Here is a 16,573-nt window from a genome sequence, read left to right on the forward strand (position 1 = left end):
GGTTTCCTCCTGGGGGTTCGGATGGGGGATCTCTGGGGTGGGAGATCGACGGTCGCACGGCCTGGACCGATGCGACGCGGACTGTTCGACCAGGATAGCCGGACCTGACCATCAGCGGCCTGCGGATCAGCCCTCGGCGGACGCCTGGTCGCCGGCGGTCGCGGAATCCTCCGCACCGTCCGTCGCGTCGCCGGTCGCCGGCGCCTCCGGCTGCTCGGCGGATTCGGTGGCGCCGAGGATGTCCACGACGAACAGCAGGTCGCCGGCGGGGCTGCCGCTGCCGTCGGCATCGACCTCCTCCTGGGTGCCGTAGGCCTTGTCGGCGGGGATCGAGATCAGTACGCGCGAGCCGACCTTCTGGCCCTCCAGACCCTCCGACCAGCCCGGGATCACGGCCGAGAGCGGGAACGCGGTGGGGACGCCTCGCTCGTAGGAGGAGTCGAAGACCTCGCCGTCCTCCCAGCGCACGCCGACGTAGTCCACCGCCACGGTGTCCTCGGCCTTGACCTCGGCGCCGTCGCCTGCGATCAGCGTCTGGGTGACGACGTCATCCGGCGCCTCGCCCGACGGCTTCTCGATCTGCGGGGTGCCGCTCTCGCCCTCCGAGACCTGCGGCAGGCCGTCGGTGCTGGCGGCCATCTCGCCCTCGGGCGAGTCCGGCAGGATCTCCTGGACGGTGTAGCGCACGGTGGTCTCCTGGACCTGCCCGGTGCCGTCGTCGGCGCTGGAGGTGATGTCCACGGAGGTCCCGACCCTGGCGTCGGCGAGCTGGTCGTGGAGGAACTGATCGTTCTCTGCCAGGTCGTCGTCGATGCGCATGACCTGGTCCTGCTCCTGCTCCTGCTGCGGCTCGCCGTCCGCGACCGGCGAGGTGCGCACCAGCAGGGTGTCGCCGTCCTCGACCTCCGCGCCGTCGCCCTCGTTGACCACGGAGGCGGTGGGATCGGGCAGGGGCTCCGGCTCGGGGGTGTCGTAGGAGGCCAGCAGGTCAACCACGAACACGAGGTCGCCGGCCGGGTACTCGGAGTCCTCGCCGAGCTCTTCAGCGGTGCCGTAGGCCTTCTCGGCGGGGATCGACATGATGACCCGCGAGCCGACCTTCTTGCCCTCGAGGGCCTCGGCCCAGCCCGGGATCATGGTGTCCAGCGGAAGAGCCGCCGGGGAGCCGGACTCGTAGGAGGAGTCGAAGACCTCTCCGTCCTCCCAGCGCACGCCGACATAGTCGGCCACGACGGTGTCGCCCTCGCCGATCTCCTCGCCGTCGCCCTCGATGAGGTACTCGGAGGTGACTTCGGACGGGGCCTTGCCCTCGGGCTTGGCGATCTGCGGGGCTCCGTCCTCCCCCTCGGTGACCGCCGGCAGCCCGTCGGGAGACTCCTTCATCTCGCCGTCGATGCCGCTGGGCACCTCGTCGATGATCTCGTAGACCTCCACTGCGGTGGAGTCATCGCCCTCGGTGCCGCTCTGCCCGGCCGTGGCGTCCGAGGAGTAGGCCACGACGCCGCCGACCTTCATGCCCTCCATGGCCTCGTAGAGCTCCGGGACCCGCTCCTTGAGGTCATCGTCGAAGGTGAGGACCTGACCGGCGCGCTGGGAGTAGGACTCCCCCAGCTCCGACTTGTCGCCGCCGCTGTAGATCGACATCTGGACCATCAGGGTGTCGCCGGGGTCGATGTCCTCGCCGTCGCCCTCGTCCAGGACCTTGGTCTCGTTGCCCTCGACCTTGATGGGGGTCTCGTAGTCGATCGAGGGGGCCTCACCGGCGGCGCGGTCCTCATCCGTCATCTCGACGGAGCGCAGTCCTCCGCCTCCCGAGCAGCCCACCAGGAGCAGGGCTGCGGACATCGCGGTTCCGGTGACGAGCAGGGGCTTGCGCACGTGTTCCTCCAGGCCGCGACCAGGGGCGGCATCTCGGTGGGGTCATCCCGGAAGCGAGGCGGCTTCCCAGGACGGACCGGTGGTCGGCGCACAGGCTATCGGTCGGGGCTGAATGCCGCCTGTGCCGACACTGGCGGCGCAGTTGGCCGGAGCTCAGTCCTGCGGAGTCTGCTCCTGCGGATCCTGACGCGCCTGGGCATCCGCCTGCGCGGCGCGATCGGCCAGGTGGCGGGCGTCGCGACTGGCGCGGCGGGCCTTCTTGTCCGTGACCTCGCGCTCCCCCAGCGTCAGCGGGGTCCAGGCCTGCAGGTCCTCCTGGGTGTACTCGGACTTCGACGCACGCCGCTTGGGCGCCAGCCGGCGGGCGCCGTCGGCCAGGCGGCGGGCGGTGATCAGGAAACCGGTGTGGGCGACCATGCGGTGGTCCGGGCGCACGGCCAGGCCCTCCACGTGCCAGCCGCGGACCATAGTCTCGTGCGCGTCGGGCTCGGTGTAGCGCCCGTCGGCGCGCATGGCCTCGGCCACCCGCGACAGCTGCGTCACCGTGGCCACGTAGCAGATCACCACGCCGCCGGGGACGAGCACCCCCGCGACGGCATCCAGGCACTCCCACGGCGCCAGCATGTCGAGCACCACGCGGTCCACGCTGCAGGGCTCCTCGCGCCGGCCGAGCTCCTCGGCCAGATCGCCGATGCTCAGCCGCCAGGCGGGGTGGGCTCCGCCGAAGAACGTCTCGATGTTGCCCTGGGCGACCTCCGCGAACTCCTCGCGGCGCTCGAAGGAGTGCAGGCTGCCCTCGTCGCCGATCGCGCGCAGCAGCGCGATCGACAGGGCTCCCGAGCCCACGCCGGCCTCGACCACGCGGGCGCCCGGGAAGATGTCGCCCATCGTGACGATCTGCCCGGCGTCCTTGGGGTAGACCACCGCGGCACCGCGCGGCATGGACAGCACGAAGTCCTTCATCAGCGGGCGAAGGGCCTGGTAGGCGATGCCCACGGAGTTCTCGACCACGGTGCCCTCGGGCTGCCCGATCAGCAGATCGTGCGGCAGGACGCCCTTGTGGGTCTGGTACTCCTGCCCGGCCGTGAGCGTGATCGTGGTCAGCTTGCCCCGGTCGTCCATGATCTGGATGCGCTCGCCCTCGCGCATGGGCCCGCGGCGGTTGATCGCCCCGGAAGGGCCGTGCGCGCGCTCGCTGGAGGTCTGCGGGGAGCTGGTGGGGGTGCTGGCCTCGGTCATGGACTGCCTTTCGCTGGCGGGAGAGCTCACTGCACGAGCACGGGACGGGTGCGCCGGTGGCGGCGTCGAGGATTCGGGGCCGAGGCCCTGCGGGGCTTCGGCGACGGACATTGTCGCATCACCGCGCTCGACCGGCCGACCGCGACCGGCGCCCACAGGTCTCAGGCTCGGGACCGACGGGCGTCGGCAGTTCTCAGGCTCCTGGAAGAGGGGTGCGGCTGCGTCGCTTGCCTGGCGTCAGCCGGGTGCCTCGTGCTCAGCGTGCCGAGCCGTCCGGGCGGATCAGCCCGGATCGCTCGAGCTCGGCATTCAGACGCGCCGCCGACAGGGTGCCGATCACGGTGCCCTCGGCATCGACGACGACCATCACCGGGCTGGCGCAGCGCACCGCAGCCTCGAGCAGGTCGTGGCCGGAGAGCTCCTCGGGCAGGATCGCCGACGGGCGGATCGGCAGCAGGGCGCGGCTCAGCGGGGAGGCCGCGCGCTCGTGGGACGGCACGGCGCTGAGCCGGCCGCCGTCGAGCACGCCCACGGGGATGCCGTCCTCCATCCCGACGACCGAGGTGCCGGGCTCGAGCTGGGCTGCGGTCTGCTCGACGGCGCGCAGGCTCTGCCCGGCGGGGATGCCGACCGCCGGCTGGCTCAGGCCCAGGGCGGTGCGGCCCTCCATGGCCGCCGAGGCCTTCGAGCGCCGCAGGCCATCCGCGGCGCCGGAGACCAGCATCCACACGAGCAGACCCGCCACGATCAGGCTCAGGGGACGCTGCCACATCCCCAGCAGCAGCACTGCGGTCACGATCGCCACGGCGCACAGCCGACCCGTCCAGGCCGCGGCCACGGTGCCCATCCGCTCGCTGCCGGTCAGTCCCCACACCAGGCCCTCGACCACCCTGCCGCCGTCCAGCGGAAGGCCCGGGACGAGGTTGAACAAGCCCACCAGGAGGTTGGCGGTCGAGGTCAGCGACAGCACTGACCAGCCGATGCGGGCAACCATGGCGCCGTCGACCTGCGCGGCCTCCCCCAGCCCGGGCAGCAGCGCGAATCCGACCGCCGCGATCAGCAGGTTCACGATCGGACCCACGACCGACACGACCGTGGACGCCCACCAGCGCGGATTCGTGCGCCCGAAGGCCGTGTGCCCGCCGGCGATCGAGAGCACGATCCGATCCACGGGCCAGCAGAAGGCCCGGGCGGCACCGGCATGGGCCAGCTCATGCAGCAGCACGGAGACTCCGAGCAGAAGGCAGAAACCGAGGGCCACCGCGTAGGCGCCGAGGCCGAGCTCGGGCATCGACCGGCGCAGGACGGGGCCGTAGAGGAGCACGACCAGGAAGCTGATGATCAGCCAGGAGGACTGCAGGTGCAGCGGCATCCCGGCGATGCGCCCCAGGGGCACGGACCCGCGCGGGCCCCTCCGCCGCCGCGGCTGGGACGCCGGCGCTGCGCTGCCGGAAGGCGCCCTCGTCACGGGCGGCGCCGCTCGCGCTCGTCGACCCAGGTCCCGAGCGCTGCCGGGGTGACCTCGCTCAGGGAGCCGACCTCCCGGTCCAGACCCACATCCGAGATGTCGATCAGGTTGGACACCCCGAGGACGAAGGCCCCGGAGCCGATGGCAGAGCGGATGCCGGTCAGCGAGTCCTCGATGGCGACCATCCGGCGGATGCTCAGCTCTTCGGGGTTCTCCTGGCGCTCGGAGACCAGGGCGGAGAGCCGACGGGCGGCGAAGACGTAGGGGGCCGGATCCGGCTTGACCGGCAGACCGATGTTGCCCGTGACGATCAGATCGAACAGCGGGCCGTCCCAGCTGGTGGCGGGGTCCTCGCCGGAGGCGGCGATCGCGCCGAGCTTCTCCACGACCACATCGGCCACCGGGGACTCGGAGTTGGTCACCAGCGCTGTGGGAATGCCCTCGCGCCGAAGGGCCACGAGCAGCTCGAGGGCCCCGGGGCGCAGCTCGAGCTCGCGGCGCACGCCTGCGGCCACGCGCTCGCACAGGGCGTCGACGACCTCGCGCACGCTCAGCGGGATCCCGGCGCGGACCATGATCCGCCCGGTCTCCTCGAGGTCTCCGCCGACCACGCTCAGGGAGTCCTCATCCGTCCAGACGAGGCCGTGGGAGCCCATGAGGTCGGCCTCGGCGGCGAACCAGTGCGGCTCGGTGTCCACGAGAGTTCCGTCCATGTCCCACAGGACGGCGTGGGGGCGCGCGGAGGCCGCGGCGGCGGAAGCGGTCTCTGTCGCGGGATCGGGACTCGTCGGAAGCATGCTGGGATCCTATCGGCTCGCCCTGGCCCGTACCGGTACCGCGCCTGTGAAGTGAGCGTGTGCGCTCACGGCGAGCAGCGGGCTCCCCGGCCGGGCGGACCGCAGGCCCCGCGCGTACAGTGAGTCGCGTGAGCGGATTCGACGAGACCTTCCCCCAGCCCGAGGCGGGCCCGTTCGGCATCGTGCAGGAGGCCGGATCGGGCGAGCGCGTTCGGGTGCTGATCGGTGCCTTCGAAGGCTGGAACGACGCCGGCGATGCGGCCACGGATGCCGTGAAGCTGCTGGCCGAGGCCTTCGGCGCGGTCGAGGACTTCGAGGTCAGCCCCGATGAGTACTACGACTACCAGTACTCGCGTCCGCGCATCGTCCGCTCCGCCACCGGCGAGTCCAGGATCGTGTGGCCGACCACGCGGATGCTGCGGGCCTCGGTGCCCGGGACCAACCTGGATCTGATCCTGCTGCACGGCTGGGAGCCGTCGTACCGGTGGTCCAGCTTCGCCGCCGAGATCCTGGAGCACGCGACCCAGCTCGAGGTGGACTTCGTGGTGATGGTGGGGGCGCTGCTGGCCGATGTGCCGCACACCCGCCCGATTCCCATCACCGTCACCTCGGAGACCGAGGAGCTGCAGCAGGAGCTCGAGATCACCGGCTCGGACTACGACGGCCCCACCGGCGTGGTCGGAGTGCTCAGCCACCTGGCCTCGATGTCCGGGATCCCCTCGCTGAGCCTGTGGGCCGCCGTGCCGCACTACGTGGCCCAGTCTCCCTCCCCCAAGGCGCAGCTGGCCGTGCTGCGCCGGCTCGAGGACCTCCTGAGGATCACGGTGCCCATGGACGCGCTGGTCGAGGACTCCGAGGCGTGGGAGCGAGGGGTGGACGATCTGGCCGAGGAGGACCCGGAGATCGCCGCCTACGTGGCCAAGCTCGAGGAGGCCAAGGACACCGCCGATCTCCCCGAGGCCAGCGGCGACGCGATCGCCCAGGAGTTCGAGCGCTTCCTGCGCCGCCGCGACCAGGGCTGAGACAGCCGCTGAACCGGCAAGGGGCCCGTGCGCATCTCGCGCACGGGCCCCTTCCTCATGTCCTGCAGCAGCTCCTAGAGGACGACGCCCAGCCGTGCCTCGATGGCCTGCAGTACGAGGTCGTCTCCGGAGCCGCGCTGTCCGCCGACCAGCACGCCCTCGGCCCAGACGTCGATCGCCTCGATCGCCCGGGGCGAATCGAGGTCATCCGCCAGGGCGTCGCGCACCGAGTCGAGAGCATCGGCGAAGGAGCCCTCCACGGCGACGTCGGCGGCCATGCGCCAGCGCGTGAGACGCGCCTCGGCGCGGGTGAGGACGTCCTGGCTCCAGGCCCAGTCCTCGCGGTAGTGCTGGGCCAGGATCGCCAGGCGGACAGCGGCAGGCTCGACGCCGCGCTCGCGCAGCCGCGAGACGAGCTCCAGGTTGCCCAGCGACTTGGACATCTTCTGCCCGTCCAGGCCGACCATCCCGGTGTGCACGAAGTTCCGGGCCATGGGCCGACCGGACAGCGCCCAACTGTGACCGGCTCCCATCTCGTGGTGCGGGAAGACCAGGTCCGAGCCGCCGCCCTGGACGGTGAACGGCGCCGGCAGCAGCTTGAGGGAGATCAGCGAGCACTCGATGTGCCAGCCGGGACGCCCCACGCCCAGCTCGCCGCCGTCCCAGGACGGCTCGCCCTCGCGGTGCACGCGCCACAGCAGCGGATCGAAGATGTCGCGCTTGCCGGGGCGCTCCGGGTCCCCGCCGCGCTCGCCGAAGACCTCGAGCATCTCGTCGCGGGTGAGCCCGGAGATCTGTCCGAGGCTCCAGGGGCCGGGCGCGCCGTCCTCGTCGCCCTGCACCTTCGGCTGCAGCACCGGGATGGTGCTGTCGCCGGCCTCGGCGACAGCGCGGACGTCGAAGTAGACGTCGCCGTCCGGCTCGCCGTCCTCCCCCTGGACCCGATAGGCCAGGCCCTGGGCCAGAAGCCCCTCGACGGCCGGGACGATCCACTCGAGCGTCTCCGTGGCGCCCACGTAGTGCTGCGGCGGGATGACATTCAGCGCGGTCATGTCCTCGCGGAACAGGTCGGTCTGCTCACGGGCCAGATCGCGCCAGTCCACGCCGTCGCGATCGGCGCGCTCGAGCAGGGGGTCGTCCACGTCGGTCACGTTCTGGACGTAGTCGACCGGCATCCCGGCATCGAGCCAGGCCCGATGCAGCAGGTCGAAGGCCACGTAGGTGCTGGCGTGGCCCAGGTGGGTGGCGTCGTACGGGGTGATGCCGCAGACGTACAGCGAGGCTCGCTCCTGCTGCGGCAGCTGCTCCACCTGCCGGGTCCGGGAGTCGAAGACCGCGGGCGGGGCTGCCTGACCGGGAAGCTCGGGGACGGGGCGTGCGGACCAGGACTGCATTGTCACCTCTGGGGACGGTCGTACTGAAGATGGGGCGCGGAGACCTGCCCGCGCGGGGTGCGCTCGCTCGGCGGGGCGAGCGCACGTCTCGTCCAGTCTCCCACGTCGGCCGAGTGCCAAGGACCCCGCCGCACTCGGCTCCGCCTGCCGCGGCGGACGGCCGGGGCCCACGGGGTCGGATCGACGGGGTCCGGACGGGGCCTCGCAGCGGCGGATCAGCCGCCGGCGGTCAGCTCCGGCACCGCGGAGATCACGCCGGTGCCCAGGAGGATGAACAGCACGATGCCCAGGATGATCCGGTACCACACGAACAGCGAGTAGGAGCGGTTCGAGATGTAGTGCATGAACCAGCCGATGATCACGTAGCCGATCACGAAGGCGACGATCGTGGCCAGGGCGGTCTGGGCCATCGAGTACGGCTGGGGCGACGGATCGACGATCTCCGAGGCCAGCTTGTAGAGCCCCGAGGCGAACACCGCCGGGATGGCCAGCAGGAAGGCGTAGCGGGCGGCGGCCTCGCGCTTGTAGCCCATGAGCAGGCCCGCGGTGATCGTGCCGCCGGAGCGCGAGACCCCCGGGATCAGGGCCATGGCCTGGGCGAAGCCGTAGAGCACGCCGTGCTTGACGTTGAGGTCCTCGAGGTCGCGGACCTGCTTGCCGATGTGATCGGCGATGCCCAGGATCACGCCGAAGACGATCAGCATGGTGGCCGTGATCCACAGGCTGCGCAGCGTGGTGTCGATCTGGTCCTCGAACAGCAGTCCCAGGATGCCGATGGGCAGCGAGCCAGCGATGATCAGCCATCCCATGCGGGCATCCGGATCGGAGCGATCCATCTTTCCCACGAGCGACAGCGCCCAGTGCTTGATGATCCGGACGATGTCCCGCCAGAAGTAGAGGATCACGGCGGTCTCGGTGCCGAGCTGCGTGATCGCCGTGAAGGCCGCACCGGGGTCCGCGGAGCCCGGGAGGAACTCCCCCACGATGCGCAGATGGGCGGACGAGGACACGGGGAGGAACTCCGTCAGGCCCTGGACCAGGCCGAGGATGATCGATTCAAGCCAATTCACGCCGTTCACCCTATGGCACGGCCCTGCGACTGCCCCCGAGGGACGCCGTGCGATTCCCGGCACACATGCGCCGACACCCACCCCACGACGACGAAGCCCCCGGTGATCGGGATCACCGGGGGCTTCGGATGCCGGACGTCAGCCGGCGGCGGGATCAGGCTCCGCGCTCGTCGTCGGAGTCGTCCTCCGCGTCGTCGTCGAAGTCCTCGAGGTCGTCCTCGTCATCCTCGAAGTCGTCGTCGTCCTCATCATCCTCATCGTCTGCGAAGACGGTCAGAGGCGTGACCTCGTCGTAGTTCTCGTAGAGGGACTCCTCGTAGGCGTCGAAGGCATCGGCGATCGCCACGTAGGCGGCATCCACCGAGGGGTCGTCCTCCCCGCGGCGATTGGACAGGGCGGCCAGGTGCTCTTCGAGGGCGGAGACGAGGGACTGGAGTGCGACGCGCGGATCGTTGCTCATGGACTCGACGTTACCGCCCCGAGGAGCAGAATGGGAGCGATGAGAGAGCAAGTCATCCAGAGTTCCCCTCGCGACCCCGGGGTGGGCCAGCCCATGCTCGACCCGCGCTTCGAGTACCTGGTGCTGACCGTCGGGCCCGGAGAGCGCCTCGCCGGCGCCCGCGCGAGAGTCGTCGAGCACGCCGAATACGGCAAGTGGGAGCTGCACCGAGTGGTCCACCTCTACAGCGGGGCCCGCAAGCACTGGCTGCGCCGCCGGGTCATGCGCGTCGAGCGCACCCTCTGAGAGCAGTCAGCCAGCGCGTCGACGACACGGCATCAGCCCCATTCCCACCCCATCTCCATCGAGTGGCCGATTCGCCACCGTCTCAGCCATGAACCGGTGACAACTCGGCCGCTCGATGGCTGGACGGGCCGGATTCGGCCGCTCGAGGGAGCGGCTCAGTAGCCGGTGAGCAGCGTGTGCAGGACGTCGGCGCCGAACTCGAGCGAAGCGATCGGCACTCGCTCGTCGACCCCGTGGAACATGGCCGGGAAGTCGAGCTCATCGGGCAGGCGCAGCGGCACGAAGCCGTAGCCGGTGATCCCCAGCGGATCCAGCGCCTTGTTGTCCGTGCCCGCCGAGAGCATGTACGGCAGGACCACGGCCTCCGGGTCGTGCTGCTTCAGCGAGGCGACCATGGCATCGACCACGTTGCCGGAGAACGGGACCTCGAGCCCGATGTCGTCGGCCTCGAACTCGAAGCGGATGCCCTCCCCCGCCAGCTCGCGCAGCTTCTCCAGCACGATCTCGCGCTGCTCCGGCAGGAAGCGCACGTCCAGCCCGGCCTCGGCGGTGCCGGGGATGACGTTGACCTTGTAGCCGGAGCTGAGCATGGAGGGGTTGGCCGTGTTCTGCAGCGTGGCACCGACGAAGCGGGCCACCGAGCCCAGCTCGTCGAGCATCCGCTGCGGGTTCTGCGGATCGAACTCCACGCCGGTCAGCTCCGTCACGGTGTCCAGGAACTGGCGCGTGGTCTTGGTCAGCTCGATCGGCCACTGGTACTCGCCGATGTTCGCCATGGCCCGGGACAGCCGCGTGACCGGATTGTCGGTGTTGACCTGGGAGCCGTGCCCGGCGGTGCCGTCGGCGAACAGGCGCATCCACATGAGCCCCTTCTCCGCGGTCTGCAGCAGGTAGGCGCGCTGGCCGCCGATGGTCGCCGAGTAGCCGCCGACCTCCGAGATCGCGTCCGTCACGCCCTCGAAGAGCTCCGGGTGGTTGCGCACGACCCACTTGGAGCCGTACTCCATCCCGGCCTCCTCATCGGCGAAGAAGCCCAGCATGATGTCCCGCTTGGGCTTCTGGCCGGTGCGCACCATGTGCCGCACGACCGAGAGGATCATGGCGTCCATGTCCTTCATGTCCACGGCGCCGCGGCCCCAGATCATGCCGTCGCGGATCTCGGCGGCGAAGGGGTCCACGCTCCAGTCCTCGGCCACTGCAGGAACCACGTCCAGGTGTCCGTGCACCAGCAGGGCATCGGCCGACGGGTCCGTGCCCTCCATGCGCGCGAAGACGCTCGTGCGTCCCGGGGCGGATTCCACCATGGTGGCCGCCAGCCCGACCTCGTCGAGCAGCCCGGCCACGTACTCCGCGGCACGGCGCTCCCCCTTGGACTCGCCGCGCCCGTAGTTGGAGGTGTCGATCCGGATCAGGTTCCGGCAGATCTCGGCGGCCTCGTCATGGGCCGTGCCCGCTGAGCCGGCGGGGGTGGTCGAGGGGTTCGGGGTGTTCACGGAGAGCTCCTGAGGGGTTCGAGGGACGTGAGGGACCTGAGGTCATCGTCCGCCCGGGCCGGAGCAGGTGTCCAGCCCGGGCGGCGGTGGCCCAGGATCGGCCGCTCGGCTCAGACGGCCGGCGGCAGCGGCGAGGACGTGACCGCGGTGGTGCGCTCTGCGCGCAGCCGCTCGAGCAGCTGCTCGGCGGCCTCGTCGTGCGTGGCGAACGGGTCCCGCAGGGTCACCACGCGCTGGGCCGGCCCGTTGACCTTCATGTTGACCCAGTCGGCCGTGAAGTGGACGCCGGCCTCCATGCCCGCCTGCACGAGCGCACCGCGCAGGGCCGCGCGCGTGGCCGGGGGCTGGTCGACCGCCGCCTCGGCCTCGGATCCGTCGGTGCCCGGCAGCCTGGCTGCCATGCCCCGTTCCTCCAGCATGCGGAACAGGCCGCGGCCCGGGGCGATGTCGTGGTAGGTCAGATCCAGCTGGGCGGCGCGCGGGTGGCTGTAGTCCGCACCGGCTCGCTCGGCCCACGAGTCGATGAGCTTCTTCTTGATGGCCCAGTCGATCTCGGTGTCGATGAGCGAATGGTCCCCGCTCTCGACGGCCTCCAGGGACCGCGCCCACAGTTCCAGCAGCCAGTCCACTCGGTCGTGGTGCGCGCCGTTGGCCTGCACGAAGCGGGAGACCACCTCCCAGTACTCGCGCTGCAGGTCCAGCGCCGAGCGGGTGCCGCCCTCGCGCATGGCCACCTGGAAGGTGCCGGTCAGATCATGCGAGATCTGACGCAGCGCCATGGCCGGCGAGTTCAGCGTGCGGTCCTGCAGCGGCTGACCGGACTCGATCACCCGCAGCATCAGATCCGTCACGCCCAGGCGCAGCGCCGTAGTGGTCGTCGACATGGTCGAGTCCCCCACGATCACGTGCAGGCGGCGGAAGCGCTCGGAGTCCCCGTGCGGCTCGTCGCGGGTGTTGATCAGCGGCCGGGCGCGCGTGGTCGAGGACGACGCGTCCTCCCAGATGTGATCGGCGCGCTGCGAGAACGAGTACGAGGCCTCGCCCTGCCCGCCGCCGAACGTCTGGCCCTCGCCGAAGCCGACGGGCCCGTTCGGGTGGATGCGCCCGGTGCCCGAGTAGAGCTGCCGGGTGACCAGGAACGGGATCAGGCTGGCCACGAGGCGGGCGAAGCGGGTGTCGCGCCCAATCATGTAGTTCTCGTGGGAGCCGAACGAGTTGCCGGAGCTGTCCACGTTGGTCTTGAACAGGTAGACCGATCCCCCGGTGCCGTCGGCGGCCAGCTTGGCCTCCAGCGCCTGGCGCATCCGGTCGACGATCAGCTCGCCGGCGCGGTCCTGCGCCACGATGTCCTGGAGGTTCGCGCACTCGGCGCTGGCATACTCGGGGTGCGCGCCGACATCCAGGTAGAGCCGGGCGCCGTTGGGCAGGAACAGGTTCGAGGACCTGCCCCACTCCACGATCGGGTGGAAGAGCAGTCGGGCCGCATCATCCGGGCTCAGCGTGCGCGCAGGCTCCCCGGAGGGGGCGTCGCCGCGCGGCGTGTGGATGATCCCGAACTCGGTCTCGACGCCGATGATCCGCTGATCCATCGGATCACTGACCGCCCTTCTGGACGAAGCCCTTCACGAACTCCTCGGCATTGGCCTCGAGGATCGAGTCGATGTCCGCCAGGAAGTCATCGGCCTGGCTGCTGCGGGCCTGGGCGGCCTCCGAGGGCGCCCCGCCGCCGCTGGGGGCCGGGCCCGTGGGCTCGACGTCCTCGTCGCGACGCTGCGGCTCGTTGTGCTGGATGCGCTCTGCCATGTTCGTTCTCCTTCGATGTTCGCTGCTGTGCGCGGCCGTCGGGCGGTCGCTGCGTGTGCGGTGCCATGCGCCCCGGCTGAGGCCAAGGACCACGGAGGCTGTGTCAGCCGATGCGGGCGGAGACCTCCACCAGATCGGGTCGATCCCGCTGCACCCGCTCGATGAACTCCTCGATGTCGGCTGCGGCCCACCAGTCCTGCGTCTGCTCCCGGGTCAGCTCGGTCGGCTCGGGCATGGTGATCCGCGCACCGCGGCGCAGTCCGGGGAGCTCCACGGCGATGGTCTCCCAGCCGGCGGCGATGACGTCGTCGGGGAAGCGCGCCACGAGGCGGCCGCGGAAGTCCGCGCGAGTGTCGGCCGGCGGGGTCCACATGGCCTGGCGGATCTCCTGCTCGTCGAAGAGGCGCCGCATCCGCCCGGCCGCCTCGAGCTTGCCGTACAGGCTTTTGTCCGGGCGGACGTCGTGGTACTGCAGGTCGATCATGGCCAGCTTGGCGTCGTCCCAGCGCAGGCCGCCGCGCTCGCGGTAGCCCAGCAGCAGCTTGAGCTTGGCCAGCCAGTCCAGGCGGTCCGCCATGGCCATGGGGTCGGTCTCCAGCGTATCGAGGGTCTCGCGCCACATCTGCAGGATCTCGGCGGTCTCCGGATCGGGGCTCGCTCCGTCGGCGCTCTCCATGGCCTCGGCTGCCTCGAGGTACATCCGCTGGATCTGGATCCCGGTCAGTGGCTCGCCGTCACGACGGCCCACCGCGGCCTGCAGCGACGGATCGTGGCTGATCCGGTGCAGCGCGAGCACGGGCTCGGTGAGCTCGATCCTGGGCTGCAGGCCCTGCTCCACCAGGCGCAGCACGAGCGAGGTGGTGCCGAACTTGAGCACCTGCGCCCAGTGGGACAGGTTGGCGTCGCCGATGATGACGTGCAGACGACGGTAGCGCTTCTGATCCGCGTGCGGCTCGTCGCGGGTGTTGACGATGGGCCGGCGCACCGTGGTCTCCAGGCCCACCATCCGCTCGAAGAAGTCCGCGCGCTGGCTGATCTGGAAGCCCGCCCGCTCGCTGCCGGGGCCCAGCCCCACGCGCCCGGCGCCGCACATGACCTGGCGGGAGGCGAAGAAGGGCAGCAGGGCGGCGGTCAGGGCGTCGTCGTCGATGTCGCGGGGCACGGTGTAGTTCTCGTGCGTTCCGTACGACGACGACTTGCCGTCGGTGTTGTTCTTGTGCAGCAGCACCTGCTCCTGGTCGCCGACCTCGGCGGTGGCCTGCAGCGTGGCCACGATCTCGGCCGCCACACGGTCTCCGGCGAGATCGTAGAGGGCTGCATCGCGCGGGGTGAGGACCTCGGGCGAGGAGTACTCGGGATGCGAGTGGTCCACGTAGAGCCGGGCGCCGTTGGGCAGGACCGTGTTCATCACGACCTGCGGCGTCTGCTCGGACCACAGCCCGGACTCGGTCAGCGCCTCGGCCGCGATCTCCTCCGAGGTCAGCACCGGGGCCACGTCCGTGAGCTGGGTGGGGTGAGCCTCTGCCCGGGACATCTCGAAGCCGCGGGCATCGCGCAGCGGCGTCTCCGAGCTGTAGTCGAAGTCCACGGTCCGGTCCGCGCGCGAGCCGAGCTCGCGGGCCACCAGGGCTGCGTATGCCGTCACTGCCCGCGTGGAGAGCAGGGTCGAGTTGGCCTTGGGGTTGCCCGGTGCCAGGATCCCGAACTCGGTCTCGGCCCCCATGATGCGGCGCACGGTCATGACTGCTCTCCTGCCCGGGCGGTCGGTGCGGAAGCGGCTGCAGCGCGCGAGCCGCGGTGCAGCACGAAGCGCAGGTCCGCGATGGTGTCCTTGCGGCGCCCGGAGATCCGGGCCCACTCCTCCGGATCGGAGGTATCCGGCAGGTCCTGCTGCTCCAGGAACTCCTCGGCCACCGCTCGACGCAGGTGCTCCTGGGACAGGCCGCGCACCTGATCGGTGAGCAGGTCCTTGATCGCCATCTTCTTGGCGCGGTCCACCACGTTGCGGATGACCGCGCCCGAGGTGAAGTCCGAGAACCACAGGGTCTCGCGCGAGCCGTCCCGGTAGGTGATCTCCAGGAAGCGCGTGGAGTCGTCCTGGGCGTACATGGACGACACGCCCACCTCGATGAGCTGCTCCAGGGCCGCCTCGCGGGAGCCTGCGGCGATGACCTCCTCCTGGCGCAGCGGCAGCGTCTCCGTGAGGTAGAGCCCGAAGATCTCCCGGGCGCCTTCGGCGGTGGGGCGGTCGATGCGGATCTTGGCGTCGAGTCGGCCGGGGCGCAGCACGGCCGGGTCGATCATGTCCTCGCGGTTGGTGGCGCCCACGATGATCACGTTGTCGAGCTTCTCGACGCCGTCCATCTCCGTGAGCAGCTGCGGGACGATCGTGGTCTCCACGTCCGAGGAGACCCCCGAGCCGCGCGTGCGGAACAGCGACTCCATCTCGTCGAAGAACACCACGACGGGCACGCCGGAAGCGGCCTGCTCGCGGGCGCGGGAGAAGATCTGGCGGATCTGGCGCTCGGTCTCGCCCACGTACTTGTCCAGCAGCTCCGGGCCCTTGATGTTCAGGAAGTACCCCTTGGCCTCCTTGCGCCCCGACTGCTCGGCGGCGCGCTCGGCCAGGGAGCGGGCCACGGCCTTGGCGATCATGGTCTTGCCGTTGCCGGGAGGCCCGTAGAGCAGGATGCCCTTGGGCGGGGTCAGCTGATGCTGGCGGTAGAGCTCGGGGTGCAGGAAGGGCAGCTCCACCGCGTCCTGGATCGCCTCGATCTGCGGGCCCAGGCCGCCGATGTCCGTGTAGCGGATGTTCGGGACCTCCTCCAGGACCAGCTGCTCCATCTCCTGGCGCTCGACGAGCTCCAAGGCCATCCCGTTGCGGGAGTCGATCGAGACCATCTGGCCCGGGCGCGGCTTGGCCTTGCGCAGGGCGCCGGACATGCGCAGGACGCGGTCGTCGCCGGAGCGTCCGCCCACGACCAGCCGGGTGGCGTCAAGGACCTCCTGGACCGGTGCCAGCTCGCCCGACTGCTCGTAGCCCAGCACGGCGACCACGGTCGAGTTCTCGTTCATGAGCACCTGGCGACCGGGCTCCAGCTGTCCCGCCGTGGCGATCAGCGGCGAGACGGGGCAGCGCACGAGCCGCCCGGAGATGTGGACGTCAGCGGTCAGGGTCGCCGAGCCCACCGTGGTGGACGGCGGGACCACGCGCACCAGAGTGGCGATCGTCAGCGGGACCTCGACCTCGTTGGCCAGGAACTTCTTGAGCTGCTCGATCTGGCCGCGGGCGGACTCCAGGGCGGTGCGCAGCTTCTGGTTCTGATCGCCGGCCGTGGCCAGCTGCCGGTCCAGATTGCGCTTCTCGTCCCGGACCAGAGCGACCTGCCGACGGGCGGTGGCCAGCGCATGGTCCTGCGCCGTGCCGTGGGGGTCTGCTCCGGAGGTCGATTCGGTCATCGTCGAAGGTCATCCTGATCTCGCCGTGAGGGGCGTACGGTGCTGTGGGTGCTGGGGCGGCCGGCTCGCGGCCGCACTGCCGAGCATGTGTCTAAGGTTCACCTTATGCCTGTCCATGCCCTGCGTCACACTGAGACCAGCAATTGACACAGTCGCCAGCACTGATTCGATCAGGCGTATCGATCTCCGGCCTCTGCCGGAGGAG

At 70.7% G+C, this 16,573-nt stretch carries 14 protein-coding genes; 2 read left to right on the forward strand and 12 right to left on the reverse strand.

The genetic code is table 11. The features are described 5' to 3' along the window. Positions 1–126: 126 nt before the first annotated feature. From JOE55_RS01365 to JOE55_RS01380, 4 genes are all read right to left on the reverse strand, one after another. On the reverse strand, positions 127–1,878 hold the full coding sequence (locus JOE55_RS01365) for an FKBP-type peptidyl-prolyl cis-trans isomerase (RefSeq protein WP_204781776.1): 1,752 nt from the start codon (positions 1,876–1,878) through the stop codon (positions 127–129). A 153-nt stretch (positions 1,879–2,031) separates the two neighbouring features. Then, positions 2,032–3,117 carry a tRNA (adenine-N1)-methyltransferase gene (locus tag JOE55_RS01370; protein ID WP_239546366.1) on the reverse strand — a complete coding sequence of 362 codons (1,086 nt, stop codon included), beginning with the start codon at positions 3,115–3,117 and terminating at the stop codon, positions 2,032–2,034. 256 nt (positions 3,118–3,373) lie between these two features. After that, on the reverse strand, positions 3,374–4,513 hold the full coding sequence (locus tag JOE55_RS01375) for a site-2 protease family protein (protein WP_204781777.1): 1,140 nt from the start codon (positions 4,511–4,513) through the stop codon (positions 3,374–3,376). A 68-nt stretch (positions 4,514–4,581) separates the two neighbouring features. Next, entirely contained in the window at positions 4,582–5,382 is an 801-nt protein-coding gene (locus tag JOE55_RS01380; protein ID WP_024290405.1) for an HAD family hydrolase, read from the reverse strand. Positions 5,383–5,510: 128 nt separating this feature from the next. Here JOE55_RS01380 and JOE55_RS01385 point away from each other — a divergent pair, with 128 nt between their 5' ends. Next, positions 5,511–6,404 carry a PAC2 family protein gene (locus JOE55_RS01385; RefSeq protein WP_006215720.1) on the forward strand — a complete coding sequence of 298 codons (894 nt, stop codon included), beginning with the start codon at positions 5,511–5,513 and terminating at the stop codon, positions 6,402–6,404. Positions 6,405–6,478: 74 nt separating this feature from the next. Here the strand turns inward: JOE55_RS01385 and mshC are convergent, their stop codons facing one another. From mshC to JOE55_RS01400, 3 genes are all read right to left on the reverse strand, one after another. Beyond that, positions 6,479–7,798, reverse strand: a complete 1,320-nt coding sequence (gene mshC / locus JOE55_RS01390; RefSeq protein WP_204781778.1) for a cysteine--1-D-myo-inosityl 2-amino-2-deoxy-alpha-D-glucopyranoside ligase — start codon at positions 7,796–7,798, stop codon at positions 6,479–6,481. A 215-nt stretch (positions 7,799–8,013) separates the two neighbouring features. Continuing rightward, positions 8,014–8,868: an undecaprenyl-diphosphate phosphatase gene (locus JOE55_RS01395; protein WP_024290403.1), complete on the reverse strand. Its 855-nt coding sequence runs from the start codon at positions 8,866–8,868 to the stop codon at positions 8,014–8,016. A 154-nt stretch (positions 8,869–9,022) separates the two neighbouring features. Next, positions 9,023–9,328: a hypothetical protein gene (locus JOE55_RS01400; RefSeq protein WP_053447417.1), complete on the reverse strand. Its 306-nt coding sequence runs from the start codon at positions 9,326–9,328 to the stop codon at positions 9,023–9,025. 93 nt (positions 9,329–9,421) lie between these two features. Here JOE55_RS01400 and JOE55_RS01405 point away from each other — a divergent pair, with 93 nt between their 5' ends. Continuing rightward, positions 9,422–9,613, forward strand: a complete 192-nt coding sequence (locus JOE55_RS01405; RefSeq protein WP_420870998.1) for a DUF5703 family protein — start codon at positions 9,422–9,424, stop codon at positions 9,611–9,613. Positions 9,614–9,768: 155 nt separating this feature from the next. Here JOE55_RS01405 and JOE55_RS01410 read toward each other — a convergent pair whose 3' ends face one another. From JOE55_RS01410 to arc, 5 genes are all read right to left on the reverse strand, one after another. After that, complete coding sequence (locus JOE55_RS01410) at positions 9,769–11,106, reverse strand: M20/M25/M40 family metallo-hydrolase (RefSeq protein WP_204781780.1); 1,338 nt, start codon at positions 11,104–11,106, stop codon at positions 9,769–9,771. Between the two features lie 110 nt (positions 11,107–11,216). Further along, on the reverse strand, positions 11,217–12,695 hold the full coding sequence (gene pafA, locus JOE55_RS01415) for a Pup--protein ligase (protein WP_204781781.1): 1,479 nt from the start codon (positions 12,693–12,695) through the stop codon (positions 11,217–11,219). 4 nt (positions 12,696–12,699) lie between these two features. Continuing rightward, positions 12,700–12,909, reverse strand: a complete 210-nt coding sequence (locus JOE55_RS01420) for a ubiquitin-like protein Pup (RefSeq protein ID WP_006215727.1) — start codon at positions 12,907–12,909, stop codon at positions 12,700–12,702. A gap of 103 nt (positions 12,910–13,012) precedes the next feature. Then, positions 13,013–14,650 (reverse strand): depupylase/deamidase Dop, encoded by a 1,638-nt coding sequence (gene dop / locus JOE55_RS01425; RefSeq protein WP_204781782.1) that lies wholly within the window; start codon positions 14,648–14,650, stop codon positions 13,013–13,015. After that, the gene (gene arc / locus JOE55_RS01430; protein ID WP_204781783.1) at positions 14,647–16,368 is read right to left on the reverse strand and encodes a proteasome ATPase; all 1,722 of its coding nucleotides are present in this window, start codon (positions 16,366–16,368) and stop codon (positions 14,647–14,649) included. Before arc ends, dop begins: the two co-directional genes overlap by 4 nt. Between the last annotated feature and the right edge of the window lie 205 nt (positions 16,369–16,573).

It is taken from the genome of Kocuria palustris (genome assembly GCF_016907795.1).
Taxonomy (GTDB): Bacteria; Actinomycetota; Actinomycetes; order Actinomycetales; family Micrococcaceae; genus Kocuria; species Kocuria palustris.